Genomic DNA, 13,108 nt, shown 5'->3' with positions numbered 1-13,108 from the left:
TCCCTGTAGGAGCGCACCCAGTGCGCGACCCGGCTCAGCCATGCGCTTCGGCACCATGATCGCGCACTGGGTGCGCTCCTACAGAAAAGCTCTTGTGAATCAGCGCGCGAACGCCAGTCGTTGGCCGCGTACGCTCTGGTCCACGTTCTTCCCATCCCACACGCGCTGTCCGTTCACGAAGGTGGCGGCAATGGAACTGTTGAACGTATACCCCTCGAACGGCGACCACGCGCACTTGGACAGCACTTCCTCGCGGCGCACGGTGTGCGGCCTGTTCGGATCGACCAGCACCAGGTCGGCGGCGTAACCCTCGCGCAGGAATCCTCGCTCCTTCACGTCGAACAAGGTGGCTGGCGCGTGCGTCACCGCTTCGACCACGCGTTCCAGCGCCAGCTTGCCCTCGAACACGCGCTGCAACGCTGCCTGCAGCGCGAACTGCACCAACGGCAGGCCGCTGGGCGCCTTGTCGTAAAGCTGCGCCTTCTCGTCCAGCAGATGCGGCGCATGGTCGGTGGCGAGCACGTCCAGGCGACCTTCCGCCAGCGCCTGGATGATCGCCTCGCGATCGGCGGCCGTCTTGATCGCCGGGTTGCACTTGATCAGGAAGCCCAGGCGCTCGTAGTCGTGGTCGTCGAAATGCAGGAAGTGCACGCAGGTTTCGGCGGTGATGCGCTTGCCCTTGAGCGGACCCGGCTCGAACAGCGCCAGTTCGTCGGCGGTGGAAATGTGCAGCACGTGCAGGCGGCTGTTGTGCTTCCTCGCCAGGTCGATCGCCAGGCGGGTGGACTTGATGCAGGCCTCGCGGGAGCGGATCAGCGGGTGCTCGCGGGCGGGGATGTCGTCGCCGTACTTCTCGTGCGCCCTGGCAAGGTTCGCGTCGATCATCGGCGTGTCTTCGCAATGCGTGATGATCGGCGTCGGCGCCTCGCGGAAGATGCCGTCCAGCACCTCGGGGTTGTCCACCAGCATGTTGCCGGTGGAAGCGCCCATGAATACCTTGATGCCGGGTGCCGCCAGCGGGTCGAGGCGGCGGATGGCTTCCAGGTTGTCGTTGCTGGCGCCCATGTAGAAGGCGTAGTTCACCGCCGAGGTTTCCGCCGCGCGGGCGTACTTGGCCTCCAATGTGTCCCGGTCCAGGGCGGGCGGCTTGGTGTTGGGCATCTCCATGAAGCTGGTGATGCCGCCGGCGGCGCAGGCGCGTGATTCGTGGGCGATGTCGGCCTTCTGGGTCAGGCCCGGTTCGCGGAAATGCACCTGGTCGTCGATCATGCCGGGGAACAGCCACAGGCCGCTGGCGTCGATCACCTGTTCGCCGGGACGGGCGTCGAGGTCGCCGCCGATGGCGTCGATGCGGCCCTGCTTCACCCGCACGTCGGCATGGAAACGACGGCCTTCATTGACCAGTTCGGCGTTCTTGATCAGCCACTCAGTGGACATGGTTCGCTCCAGCGGTACGGCAACGGCGGAAGGTGAACTGCTCGGGCACGGGGTCTTCGCCCCCTTCACACAGGGGCTGGCAGCGCAGCAGGCGCCAGCCCGTCAGCACGCCGCCACGTAGCGGTCCGAAGCGTGCAACGGCAATCCGTGCATAATCGGAGCAGCTGGGGTGGAAGCGGCAGCGCTGGCCCAGCAGGGGGCTTAGCCAACGCTTGTAGAAGCCGAGCAGTAGAAGTATTAGTCGGGTCACGACGGTTTGACGCTGCCGAAACAGTTTGCGGCATGTAGTGTCGCAAGTATTCCAGAAGCAAGGTTGCCGGTGTTAGATACATGGGCTATAACACCCGGCCGCCAAGGCCAAAATGGTGAAGGGAAATGGCGAAAACGACGCGTAGTGCGACAGCCACCAAGCCGCAGAAGGGAAAGCCTGCCGGCAAGGTGAAGGACGTCAAGACCGGCAAGAAGGCTGCGACTGCGCGTGCGGCCAAGCCGGCTGCGACAGCCAAGACCGCTGCGGCCAAGAAGCCCGCGGCGAAGAAGGCTGCACCCAAGAAGGTGGTGGCGAAGAAGGTCGTCGCCAAGAAGGTCGCCAAAGCCCCTGCCAAGCCCGTGGCCGCCAAGAAGGCAGCTTCCAAGCCGCCTGCAAAGAAGGCAGCCCCGGCCAAGAAGCCGGCCGCGGTGAAGAGCGTCGCCAAGCCGGCGGCCAAGAAAGCCGCGGCTCCGGCCAAGAAGCCGCCGCCGAAGACGGTCGCCGCTCCCGCCAGGCCCGCCAAGGCTGTGCCTGCCAAGCCCGCTGCCAAGCAGGCTCCGGCCAAGCCAGCCGTCGCAGCCAAGGCTGCACAACCGGCGCCCGTCAAGGCGCCTCCGGCGCCGCCAGCCAAGCCGGCCGTTCCCCCCATTGTCGGTAAGGTGGCCAGTGCCACCGCCCGCCATACTCCCCTCAAGAAGCAGAAAGCCCAGCAGTCCTCGATGAACAAATCCGCAACTCTCGATAACGGCATCACACGGGAAGACGGTCGCTACGCGCTGCCTTCGACCACCACGATCGACCTGCCCAAGGGTTATCGCCCCTCGAACGACGAGGAGTACATGAACCCGAAGCACCTGGCGTATTTCCGCAACAAGCTGCGCGAATGGCGTGAGCAGTTGGTGGAGGAGTCGCGCCAGACCATGGAAAACCTGCGTGACGAAGTGCGCGACGTGGGCGACGAAGCCGAACGCGCCACCCGCGAAACCGAAAATTCGCTTGAGCTGCGCACCCGTGATCGCTACCGCAAGCTGATCTCCAAGATCGACAAGGCCCTGCGCCGCATCGAGGAAGGTCGTTACGGCTACTGCGAAGAGACCGACGAGGAAATCGGCCTGGAGCGTCTCGACGCTCGTCCGATCGCCACGCTGTCGCTCGATGCGCAGGAGCGTCGCGAGCATCTGCAGAAGCAGATGGGCGACTGATCGTTCCACGGACAACCTCCGGATGAACGAAGCCCCGCCATTGGCGGGGCTTTGTTTTTCCACGTCGTGGCAAGCAGACGGTCATACATATGTCGCCGCCGCTGTTGGCGATTGAAGCGGTGGCCTCACTGCCGTGGCCGCTTTCGTGCACAGCGCCGCTGGATAGCCGCTGCGTCGCCGAGCGCGCTCAGGAATTCAGCGTCGCCGCCGCGTATGCCTTGAGCTTGGCCAGCATCGCGGCAAGTCCGTTCGAGCGCGTCGGCGACAGATGCTTGGCCAGGCCGATGGCTTCGATGAAGCGCGGCTCGGTGGCCACGATTTCGCTGGCCGGGCGATCGGAGTAGACCCGCAGCACCAACGCAATGAGGCCGGAGACGATGGCCGAATCGCTGGCGGCCTGGAAGTGCAGGCTGCCCGCGTTCCCGCTGGGCACCAGCCACACGAGCGACTGGCAGCCATGCACGCGGTAATCCTCGGTCTTCAGCTCCTCGGGGAAGGGCGGCAGCTGCTTGCCCAGGTCGATGAGGTATTGGTAGCGCTCGGTCCAATCGCCGAAGAAGGCAAATTCGTCGACGATGTCCTGCTGCGCCAGCTCGGCGCTGGATGTGGCAATGGCGTTCATAAGGCCTATTATCGCGCGTTTGCCGGATCGCCGCTGTCCCGTGCTGGCGTTCGACCACGCGTGGCTGCTCAACCTTTGGCCACGCTCCATCGCGTGCCCTGTGCGCCGTCCTCGATGACGATACCCATGGTCGTCAGTTCGTCGCGGATCTCATCGGCGCGCTTGAAGTCGCGCGAGGCTCGCGCAGCGCGGCGCTCCTCAAGCAATGCTTCGATGCGAGCCTCGTCGATCTCGGTGGCACCGGACGCCTGCTTGAACCACGTTTCCGGATCCTGCTGAAGCAGGCCCAGGATCGCGCCTGCGCCCAGTAGCGCGGCTTTGGCGGCGCGCCGTGCCTCCGCGTCACTGGCCTGGCGAGCCTGGTCGGCCAGTTGGGACAGCTCGGCCAAGGCCTGCGGCGTGTTGAGGTCGTCGCACAGCGCGGCTTCCACCGCTTCGGGTACCGGAAGATCGTTGTCCACCGCGATGTCCGCCAGATCGCGCAGCACGCGATACCAGCCGTCCAGCGTGCTGATCGACTGCGCGACGGCGGCTTCGGACCAGTCCAGCGGCTGACGATAGTGGCCGCGCAGCAGCAGCAGGCGCAGCGCCTCGGGCGGATGCGCCTTCAGCAGCTCATGCACCAGCATCACGTTGCCCAGCGACTTGGACATCTTGCGGCCGCTGAAGGTCAGCATGCCGTTGTGCAGCCAGAAACGCGCGAACACCTTGCCGCCATGGGCGCAGGTGGACTGGGCGATCTCGTTTTCGTGATGGGGGAACTGCAGGTCCACGCCGCCGGCATGGATGTCGATGGTTTCGCCGAGGTGCGCCTCGCTCATGGCCGAGCACTCAATGTGCCAGCCGGGGCGGCCGCGGCCCCAGGGGCTATCCCAGCCGGGCAGTTCGGGCGTGGATGGCTTCCACAGCACGAAGTCGCCCGGGTTCTTCTTGTACGGCGCCACTTCGACGCGCGCGCCCGCCAGCAGTTCGTCCGGATCGCGCCCGGAAAGGGCGCCATAGGCCGAAAACGACTCCACCTCGAACAGCACGTGGCCTTCCGCCGCATAGGCGTGGCCGCTGGCGATGAGTCGTTCGATCATCGCAATGATCTGCGGAATATGCGTGGTCGCATGCGGTTCCACATCCGGAGGGGCGATGCCCAGCGCGGCCATGTCTTCGCGATAGGCCTCGGCATAGCGGCCGGTGATGCTCTCGATGCCCACGCCCAGCTGCTGGGCGGCGGCATTGATCTTGTCGTCCACGTCGGTGATGTTGCGGGCGTACACCACGTGCGGATAGTGGCGACGCAGCAGCCGGACCAGCACGTCGAAGACCACCGGGCCACGCGCATTGCCGATATGCACGTAGTTGTAGACCGTCGGTCCACACAGGTACATCGTCACCCGGTTCGGATCGAGCGGGGCGAACGGTTCGACGCGGCGCGTCAGGCTGTTGTGGAGCGAAATGGGCATCGGTCAGGAGGTCCGGACGGTGGAAGCAGGCGCCAGGCAGCGCAAGCCGGTCGCGCATCTTAACAAGCCGCCGGGCGGCGCGCAGGCCGATGGCCCGGTCGCCCCTTCACGCTGGCGGGTGAATGACGGCAGGCAACGGGCAGACTTGAGGTGAGCTTCTAAGCGTCGATTCAGAGTGAATTTGCTGGAATGGATGGTAAGAAGCGCAAAGATGCGCCCGATTGCCTTAAGCGGAGGCCGCAGTGACCCGATGGTTGTTCCCCGCGCTGGTGTTGTCTTTGATGACCGCCGGCGTGTCCGCACAGGATGCGAGGTACCAGCAGCAATACCAGAACGACGACAACACCCATTACGGGTGGGCCGACGTGCTGCGCGTCGATCCCGTGTATGGCGTGGCCCGCACCGAAGTGCCGCGCCAGGAGTGCTATGACCAGCCGGTGGTGCGTTCGGCGCCGCCGCAAGGCAGTGCCGCCGGCACCATTCTCGGTGCCGTGGTGGGTGGCGTATTGGGCAGCACCGTCGGCAAGGGCGATGGACGCACGGCGGCCACGGTTGCCGGTGCGGTGGCGGGTGGCGCAGTGGGCAACAGCGTGTCCCGCTCGGGCGGTGGCGAATACGAAACCACCGAGACGCATTGCCGGCAGGTGGCTGCCGTCAGCGAGCAGCGTCGTATCATGGGTTACGACGTCGAATACCGCTATCGCGGTGAGGTGTACGTCTCCCGGCTCAACTACGACCCGGGCGAGCGCCTGAGGGTACGGGTCAGCGTTTCTCCCGCTGATTGAGATCACAAAACGCCGCCTCCGGGCGGCGTTTTGGCATCCAGGCCCGATATCTTGTTGCATGGCAGCGAAAATCCCGTCATGATGAACGTTCTACCACCCGGAACACCCATGTCCGCAGCCGTCTATACCGCTACTGTCCTTACCAGCGCCCGCATGGCCGCTGGCATGACGTCGCGTGCTCGCCGACCGCTGGTCCGACACTCGGCCGGGTAGGCTGTCGCACGCGTTTCATGTGTATCGACGACAAAACCCGGCCAGCAGCCGGGTTTTTTTGTTTCCGGAATCCAAGATTCGACAAAGGCATCCACGATCATGACTCTCCGCCATTTCTTGACTACCCAGGACTACAGCCGCGCCGAGATCGATGCGCTGCTTGAACAGGCCGCCGCCTTCAAGCGCTCGCCTCGCGGCCAGCAGCTGGCCGGCAAGTCCGTGGCGCTGATGTTCTTCAACCCGTCGATGCGCACGCGCACCAGTTTCGAGCTGGGTGCGTTCCATATGGGTGGCCACGCCATCGTGCTGGCGCCGGGCAAGGACGCGTGGCCGATCGAGTTCGAGGTCGGCACGGTGATGGACGGCGATACCGAAGAGCACATCGCCGAAGTGGCGCGCGTGCTGTCGCGCTACGTGGACTTGATCGCCGTGCGCGCTTTCCCGAAGTTCCAGGACTGGTCGGTGGATCGGCAGGACAACGTCATCAAGGCATTCGCCAAGTACGCCACGGTGCCGGTGATCAACATGGAGACCATCACCCATCCGTGCCAGGAGCTCGCGCATGCCATGGCGATGAAGGAGCACCTGGGCAGCCTGCAGAACAAGAAGTACGTGCTGACCTGGACCTACCACCCCAAGCCGCTCAACACCGCGGTGGCCAACTCCGCGCTGCTGATCGCCACCAAGATGGGCATGGACGTGACGCTGCTGTGCCCGACGCCGGACTACGTGCTCGATGAGCGCTACATGGAGTTCGGCTATCAGAACGCGAAGGAAAACGGCGGTTCGCTGAAGGTCAGCCACAACATCGAGGAAGCCTACCGTGGCGCCGATGTGGTCTATGCGAAGAGCTGGGGCGCGCTGCCGTTCTTCGGCCGCTGGGACCAGGAAAAGCCGATCCGCGACGCGCACAAGCACTTCATCGTGGACGAGCAGAAGATGGCGCTGACCAACAACGGTCTGTTCAGCCATTGCCTGCCGCTGCGTCGCAACGTGAAGGCTACCGACGCGGTGATGGATTCGCCCGCCTGCATCGCCATCGACGAAGCCGAGAACCGCCTGCATGTGCAGAAGGCGGTGATGGCGTCGCTGATCGGTCAGCGCTGAACATGTACCTGCCCACGCACTTCAAGGAAACGCGCAGCGAGAAGTTGCACGCGCTGATGCGTGAGTACCCGTTCGCCACCGTGGTCGCCCAGGGCGAGGGTGGCGTATGCGCCAACCACCTTCCGCTGGAACTGGTGAGCGACACGCAGCTGCACGGCCACGTGGCACGCGGCAACGAGCTAGCGAAGCTCGACGGCGCCGAGGTGCTGGTGATCTTCCGCGGCCCGGACGGCTATGTGAGTCCGAACTGGTACCCGAGCAAGCGGGAAACCCACCGCGAAGTGCCGACGTGGAACTACGCGGTGGTGCACGTCCATGGCCGCCTGCGTGTCACCCACGATCCCGTGTGGCTGCGCAGCCTGCTGGAAAGGTTGACCGACCGCCACGAGGCCGGGCAGCCGGAACCGTGGCACGTGACCGACGCGCCGGAAGATCACATCGAAAAGATGCTCAAGGCCATTACCGGCCTGGAGATCGACATCGAGCGCATCGAAGGCAAGTTCAAACTGAGCCAGAACCATCCGGCGGCCAATCGTGCCGGTGTCGTTGCGGGTCTGCATGAGCGCGCCCGTCGTGCTGATGCGGAACTCGCCGAGCTCATGTCGCAACAGGACATCCCTCAACAGGAAAAGGGCAGGTCATGAGCAAGTCGCACCAGCACAAGTACCAGGTCGAAACCCTCTGGACCGGCAACCAGGGCAGCGGTACCAAGACCTATCAGGGTTATGGCCGCGACCATGAAATCCACATCGCCGGGAAGCCGGTGCTGATGGGATCGTCCGATCCGCTGTTCCGCGGTGACGCCGGCAAGCACAACCCCGAGGACATGCTCGTCACGGCGTTGTCCACCTGCCACATGCTGTCCTATCTGCACCAGGCGGTGCTGGCGGGCGTGGTGGTGACCGGCTACGTCGATCATGCCGAAGGCACCATGGAAACCGACGCCCATGGCGGTCGTTTCCTCGAGGTGGTGCTGCGGCCCGAAGTAACCATCACGGTTGCCAGCGACCCGGCCAAGGCGGAGGCGGCGCACGAACCTGCGCACCACGCCTGTTTCATCGCCAACTCTGTCAACTTCCCGGTGCGCTGCGAACCGCGCATCATTGTCGAATCGGTTTGACCCTATTTCCGTTTAGCCTTCCATCCAGGATCTGCAAGCCATGAGCAAAGACATCGTCCTCGCCTTCTCCGGCGGCCTCGACACCAGCTTCTGCGTGCCCTACCTCAAGGAGCGCGGTTGGGCTGTGCACACCGTGTTCGCCGACACCGGCGGCGTGGACGCCGAGGAGCGCGCCTACATCGAACAGCGCGCCAAGGAGCTGGGCGTGGCCAGCCATGTCACGGTGGACGGTGGCCCGGCCATCTGGAACGGCTTCGTCAAGCCTTTCGTGCAGGCCGGCGAGGCCTATCAGGGCCAGTACCCGCTGCTGGTGTCCGATCGCTACCTGATCGTGGACGCCGCCATTGCGCGCGCCAAGGAGCTGGGCACCAAGGCCATCGCGCACGGCTGCACCGGCATGGGCAATGACCAGGTCCGTTTTGACCTTGCGGTGAAGGCGCTGGGTGACTACGAGATCGTGGCGCCGATCCGCGAGATCCAGAAGGAGCACACCCAGACGCGTGCCTACGAGCAGGCCTATCTGGAAGAGCGCGGTTTCGACGTGCGTGCCAAGCAGAAGAGCTACACCATCAACGAGAACCTGCTGGGCGTGACGCTGTCCGGTGGCGAGATCGACCATTGGAAGACGCCGGGCGAGGGCGCTCGCGGCTGGTGCAAGCCGCGCGCCGAATGGCCGTCCGAAAAGCTGTCGGTGACGATCGGCTTCGAGAAGGGCGAGGCGGTGTCGCTCAATGGCGAGAAGCTGCCGGGCGCCAAGCTGCTCGCCAAGCTCAACGAGCTGTTCGCGCCATACGGCGTGGGCCGCGGCATGTACACCGGCGACACCACCATCGGCCTCAAGGGCCGCATCGTGTATGAAGCGCCGGGCCTGATTTCACTGCTGGCCGCGCACCGTGCTCTGGAAGAGGCCGTGCTGACCAAGCAGCAGAATCGCTTCAAGCCGGAAGTGGCACGCAAGTGGGTCGAGGTCGTGTATGAAGGTTTCTTCCACGATCCGGTCAAGACCGACCTGGAGGCGTTTCTCGCGTCCAGCCAGGCCTGCGTGAATGGTGAAGTGGTGCTGGAAACCAACGGTGCATTGGTGACTGCGGTCGAAGTGCGCTCGCCGCACATCCTCAACGCCAAGGGCGCGACCTATGCGCAGTCGGCGGACTGGGGTGTGGAAGAGGCCGAGGGCTTCATCAAGCTGTTCGGCATGAGCAGCACGCTGTGGGCCGAGATCAACCGCAGCTGACGCGCTGCACGCCATTCCGGCGCTGGCTGGGATGGCGTGCATGAGCTCTGCCTTGGGCCTTGCTATTCAATACCACCAGACGGATCGCATGAGCGCATTACTGGACGACACCCTTCGACATCTTCGCGCGCTGGTCAGCCATGACACGCGCAATCCGCCGCGCGAGATCGGCACGGGCGGCATTTTCGACTACCTGCGGGACAACCTGCCGGGCTTCGATGTCAGCGTGACCGATTACGGCGCGGGCGCCGTGACTTTGCATGCCGTGCGCGGCAACCCCAAGGTGCTGTTCAACGTGCACCTGGACACCGTGCCCGACTCGCCGCACTGGACGGCCAACCCGCACGAGTTGCGGGTGACGGAAGATCGCGCCATCGGTTTGGGCGCCTGTGACATCAAGGGCGCGGCGGCCGCGTTGCTCGCGGTGGCCAATGCCACGGAGGGCGATATGGCACTGCTGTTGTCCACCGACGAGGAGGCCAACGATCCGCGCTGCATCGCTGGTTTCTTGCGGGCTTTTCCCCCTCTCCCTGCGGGAGAGGGTTCGGGTCATGCCGCGCACTCTGCTTCGGCCGCACCCTCTCCCCAACCCCTCTCCCGAGGGGAGAGGGGCTTTGCGCGTGTGGGCTATGAAGCGGTGATTGTGGCGGAGCCCACCAAGGGCGAGGCGGTGCTGGCGCATCGCGGCATCCATTCGGTGCAGATGCGCTTCAAGGGCAGCGCAGGGCATGCCTCGGGCGAGCAGAAGCCTAGCGATAGCGCCGTGCACCAGGCCATTCGCTGGGGCGGTGCGGCGCTCGATTACGTCGAGAAGCAGGCGCATGAACGCTTCGGTGGACTGACCGGCCTGCGCTTCAACATCGGCCGTGTGGATGGCGGTATCAAGGCCAACATGATCGCGCCCTCGGCGGACGTCCGTTTCGGCTTTCGTCCGCTGCCCACCATGAATCCCGATCAGCTGCTGGAAACGTTCCGCACGCTGGTCGAGCCGCAGCCTATCGAATTCGACGAACTGTTCCGCGGCGATTCGCTGCCGGCTGGCGATACGGCCACGGCCGAGGCGCGCCGCCTCGCCGCGCGCGATCTCGCCGACGAGCTGGATATCCCGATCGGCAACGCCGTGGACTTCTGGACCGAGGCAGCGCTGTTCTCGGCCGCGGGCTACATCTGCTTCGTCTACGGCCCCGGCGACATCGCGCAGGCGCACACCGCCGACGAGTGGGTCGCGCTCGAACAACTGAAGCATTACGCAGAAACCATCTACCGCATCGTTGAAAAGTGTGGCCAGGGAAGGCCACTTTTTGATCCCACGCTCACGGATGAGCGCAAAGGATAACTATGGAAGCCCACAAGCACACCAGGAAAACCATCGTCCGCCTGCTTTCGAGCATGGGCAGCGCGAAGGAGATCCAGCAATACCTCAAGCGTTTCTCGCAGCTCGACGCCAAGCGCTTCGCCGTGGTGAAGGTCGGTGGCGCGGTGCTGCGCGATGACCTGCCGGCGCTGACCTCGTCGCTGACCTTCCTGCAGCAGGTCGGCCTCACGCCGATCGTGCTGCATGGCGCAGGTCCGCAGCTGGACGAGGAGCTGTCCGCCGCCGGCATCGAAAAGCAGACGGTGAACGGCCTGCGCGTGACGACGCCCAAGGCGCTGGCGATCGTGCGCAAGGTGTTCCAGGAACAGAACCTGCGCCTGGTCGAAGCGCTGCAGACCATGGACACCCGCGCCACCTCGGTGCTGTCGGGCGTGTTCACTTCCACGTATCTCGATCGCGATACCTACGGCCTGGTGGGCAAGGTCAGCCGCATCAACCTGGCGCCGATCGAGGCCAGCCTTCGCGCCGGTTCGATCCCGGTGATCGCCAGCATGGGCGAGACGGAGGAGGGCCAGATCCTCAACGTCAACGCCGACTTCGCCGCGAACGAACTGGTGCGCGTGCTGCAGCCGTACAAGATCGTGTTCCTCACCGGCACGGGCGGCCTGCTGGATGACCAGGGACGCATCATCGACTCGATCAACCTCAGCACCGAGTTCGAGCACCTGATGTCGCAGCCGTGGATCAACGGCGGCATGCGCGTGAAGATCGAACAGATCGCCGACCTGCTCAACGACCTGCCGCTCACCTCGTCGGTGTCGATCACGCAGCCGTCGGAGCTCGCCAAGGAGCTGTTCACCCACAAGGGTTCGGGCACGCTGGTGCGCCGTGGCGAGAAGGTAAAGCGCTTCGAGTCGTGGGAAGGCATCGACCTGGCGCGCATGCGCGAGCTGATTGAGTCGAGCTTCGGCCGCACGCTGGTGCCGGATTACTTCGAGCGCACCAAGCCGTTCCGCGTGTACGTGAGCGAGAACTATCGCACCGCGATGATCCTTACGCTGGAAGACGGCCTGCCGTACCTCGACAAGTTCGCGGTGCTGGACGATGCGCAGGGCGAAGGCCTGGGCCGCGCCGTGTGGCAGGTGATGCGCGAGGAGAACCCGCAGTTGTTCTGGCGCTCGCGCCACGGCAACAACGTCAACCATTTCTACTATGCCGAATCCGATGGCTGCCTCAAGCAGCCGCGCTGGAAGGTGTTCTGGTACGGCATCGAAGACTTCGACACGATCGCACGCTGCGTGGCGCACTGCGCCCAACGCTTGCCGACCCTGGTGGACTGAATCATGAGCACGACCAAGCATCGCATCGGCATCGTTGGCGCACGGGGCCATACCGGCGCCGAACTGATCCGCCTGGTGGCAGCGCATCCGGCGCTGGAACTGGCTTTCGTTTCCTCGCGCGAACTGGACGGTCAGCGCGTTGCCGATCACGTCGAAGGCTTCGATGGCGACCTGCGCTACGCCAGTCTCGATCCTGAGGCCGTGGCTGCGCAAGGCGCCGACGTGGTTGTATTGGCCCTGCCGAACGGCAAGGCAGCACCGTATGTGGAGGCGATCGACAAGGCGAAGCCGGAGACGTTGATCGTGGATCTCTCCGCGGACTATCGCTTCAACGAGAAGTGGTACTACGGCCTGCCCGAGCTGACGCGCGAGCGCTGGCGTGGCGAGAAACGCATCAGCAATCCGGGTTGTTATGCGACGGCCGTGCAGCTTTCCATCGCGCCGTTGAAGGATCTGCTGGCGGCGCCGCCGGTGAGCTTCGGCGTGTCGGGCTACTCGGGTGCGGGCACCACGCCATCCGATAAGAACGACCCTGAAAAGCTGCGCGACAACCTGATGCCGTATTCACTCACCGGGCACATGCACGAGAAGGAAGCCAGTCGCCATCTCGGCGTGCCGGTGGAGTTCATGCCGCACGTGGCGCCGCATTTCCGCGGCCTTACCGTGACCACCAACCTGTACCTGTCGCGCCAGGTCAAGCGCGAGGATATCGTCAGCCGCTTCCATGGCGCCTATGACGGCGAGAAGCTGGTGCACGTTGTCGACGAGGCACCGTGGGTGAGCCGGATCGCGCACAAGCACCATGTGGACATCGGCGGTTTCGCCGTGTCCAACGATGGCAAGCGCGTGGTGGTGGTGGCGACACTGGACAATCTGCTCAAGGGCGCCGCGACCCAGGCCATGCAGAACATCAATCGCGCCATCGGCGTGGACGAGTACACGGCCATTCCGTTAGCGTAACCGTCATTCCGGCGCAGGCCGGAATCCAGTGGCGAAATGGATCGGTTTCGTGGAAAGCATCCAGCCACT

General features: G+C 64.6%; 13 protein-coding genes. 9 read left to right on the top strand and 4 right to left on the bottom strand.

Annotated features, from left to right (window positions below; translation table 11 throughout):
• Positions 1 to 99: 99 nt before the first annotated feature.
• On the bottom strand, positions 100 to 1,437 hold the full coding sequence (locus CA260_RS14900) for a dihydroorotase (RefSeq protein WP_111983837.1): 1,338 nt from the start codon (positions 1,435 to 1,437) through the stop codon (positions 100 to 102).
• Positions 1,427 to 1,687 (bottom strand): membrane protein insertion efficiency factor YidD, encoded by a 261-nt coding sequence (yidD, locus tag CA260_RS14895; RefSeq protein ID WP_111983836.1) that lies wholly within the window; start codon positions 1,685 to 1,687, stop codon positions 1,427 to 1,429. Before yidD ends, CA260_RS14900 begins: the two co-directional genes overlap by 11 nt.
• Before the next feature lie 125 nt (positions 1,688 to 1,812).
• Here yidD and dksA point away from each other — a divergent pair, with 125 nt between their 5' ends.
• Positions 1,813 to 2,889 carry an RNA polymerase-binding protein DksA gene (gene dksA / locus CA260_RS21200; protein ID WP_172461864.1) on the top strand — a complete coding sequence of 359 codons (1,077 nt, stop codon included), beginning with the start codon at positions 1,813 to 1,815 and terminating at the stop codon, positions 2,887 to 2,889.
• A 187-nt stretch (positions 2,890 to 3,076) separates the two neighbouring features.
• On the opposite strand, the gene CA260_RS14880 is transcribed toward dksA, so the two are convergent.
• Both CA260_RS14880 and cysS read right to left on the bottom strand, forming a co-directional pair.
• A complete protein-coding gene (locus CA260_RS14880) occupies positions 3,077 to 3,511 on the bottom strand; it encodes a SufE family protein (RefSeq protein WP_111983834.1) in 435 nt (144 codons plus the stop codon).
• 68 nt (positions 3,512 to 3,579) lie between these two features.
• Entirely contained in the window at positions 3,580 to 4,965 is a 1,386-nt protein-coding gene (cysS, locus tag CA260_RS14875; RefSeq protein ID WP_111983833.1) for a cysteine--tRNA ligase, read from the bottom strand.
• Between the two features lie 242 nt (positions 4,966 to 5,207).
• Here cysS and CA260_RS14870 point away from each other — a divergent pair, with 242 nt between their 5' ends.
• From CA260_RS14870 to argC, 8 genes are all read left to right on the top strand, one after another.
• Complete coding sequence (locus tag CA260_RS14870; RefSeq protein ID WP_172461863.1) at positions 5,208 to 5,750, top strand: glycine zipper 2TM domain-containing protein; 543 nt, start codon at positions 5,208 to 5,210, stop codon at positions 5,748 to 5,750.
• Positions 5,751 to 6,062: 312 nt separating this feature from the next.
• Complete coding sequence (locus CA260_RS14865; RefSeq protein ID WP_111983831.1) at positions 6,063 to 7,070, top strand: N-acetylornithine carbamoyltransferase; 1,008 nt, start codon at positions 6,063 to 6,065, stop codon at positions 7,068 to 7,070.
• A 2-nt stretch (positions 7,071 to 7,072) separates the two neighbouring features.
• On the top strand, positions 7,073 to 7,714 hold the full coding sequence (locus CA260_RS14860; protein WP_111983830.1) for an FMN-binding negative transcriptional regulator: 642 nt from the start codon (positions 7,073 to 7,075) through the stop codon (positions 7,712 to 7,714).
• A complete protein-coding gene (locus tag CA260_RS14855) occupies positions 7,711 to 8,190 on the top strand; it encodes an OsmC family protein (RefSeq protein ID WP_111983829.1) in 480 nt (159 codons plus the stop codon). Before CA260_RS14860 ends, CA260_RS14855 begins: the two co-directional genes overlap by 4 nt.
• Before the next feature lie 40 nt (positions 8,191 to 8,230).
• A complete protein-coding gene (locus CA260_RS14850; RefSeq protein WP_111983828.1) occupies positions 8,231 to 9,424 on the top strand; it encodes an argininosuccinate synthase in 1,194 nt (397 codons plus the stop codon).
• Between the two features lie 88 nt (positions 9,425 to 9,512).
• Positions 9,513 to 10,760 (top strand): acetylornithine deacetylase, encoded by a 1,248-nt coding sequence (locus CA260_RS14845; RefSeq protein WP_111983827.1) that lies wholly within the window; start codon positions 9,513 to 9,515, stop codon positions 10,758 to 10,760.
• A gap of 2 nt (positions 10,761 to 10,762) precedes the next feature.
• Entirely contained in the window at positions 10,763 to 12,079 is a 1,317-nt protein-coding gene (locus tag CA260_RS14840) for an acetylglutamate kinase (protein ID WP_111983826.1), read from the top strand.
• A 3-nt stretch (positions 12,080 to 12,082) separates the two neighbouring features.
• Positions 12,083 to 13,039 (top strand): N-acetyl-gamma-glutamyl-phosphate reductase, encoded by a 957-nt coding sequence (gene argC, locus CA260_RS14835; protein WP_111983825.1) that lies wholly within the window; start codon positions 12,083 to 12,085, stop codon positions 13,037 to 13,039.
• The last annotated feature ends 69 nt before the right edge of the window (positions 13,040 to 13,108 follow it).

It is taken from the genome of Dyella jiangningensis (genome assembly GCF_003264855.1).
In the GTDB taxonomy this organism is placed as follows: Bacteria; Pseudomonadota; Gammaproteobacteria; order Xanthomonadales; family Rhodanobacteraceae; genus Dyella; species Dyella jiangningensis_C.
Note: the sequence above shows the minus strand (reverse complement) of the source record. Positions and strands in the feature narration are given on the sequence as shown.

Excerpts from the sequence above, each read along its gene's own strand:
- CA260_RS14900 (WP_111983837.1), bottom strand. The coding sequence starts at position 1,437 with ATGTCCACTGAGTGGCTGATCAAGAACGCCGAACTGGTCAATGAAGGC.
- dksA (WP_172461864.1), top strand. The coding sequence starts at position 1,813 with ATGGCGAAAACGACGCGTAGTGCGACAGCCACCAAGCCGCAGAAGGGA.
- CA260_RS14880 (WP_111983834.1), bottom strand. The coding sequence starts at position 3,511 with ATGAACGCCATTGCCACATCCAGCGCCGAGCTGGCGCAGCAGGACATC.
- cysS (WP_111983833.1), bottom strand. The coding sequence starts at position 4,965 with ATGCCCATTTCGCTCCACAACAGCCTGACGCGCCGCGTCGAACCGTTC.
- CA260_RS14865 (WP_111983831.1), top strand. The coding sequence starts at position 6,063 with ATGACTCTCCGCCATTTCTTGACTACCCAGGACTACAGCCGCGCCGAG.
- CA260_RS14860 (WP_111983830.1), top strand. The coding sequence starts at position 7,073 with ATGTACCTGCCCACGCACTTCAAGGAAACGCGCAGCGAGAAGTTGCAC.
- CA260_RS14855 (WP_111983829.1), top strand. The coding sequence starts at position 7,711 with ATGAGCAAGTCGCACCAGCACAAGTACCAGGTCGAAACCCTCTGGACC.
- CA260_RS14850 (WP_111983828.1), top strand. The coding sequence starts at position 8,231 with ATGAGCAAAGACATCGTCCTCGCCTTCTCCGGCGGCCTCGACACCAGC.
- CA260_RS14845 (WP_111983827.1), top strand. The coding sequence starts at position 9,513 with ATGAGCGCATTACTGGACGACACCCTTCGACATCTTCGCGCGCTGGTC.
- CA260_RS14840 (WP_111983826.1), top strand. The coding sequence starts at position 10,763 with ATGGAAGCCCACAAGCACACCAGGAAAACCATCGTCCGCCTGCTTTCG.
- argC (WP_111983825.1), top strand. The coding sequence starts at position 12,083 with ATGAGCACGACCAAGCATCGCATCGGCATCGTTGGCGCACGGGGCCAT.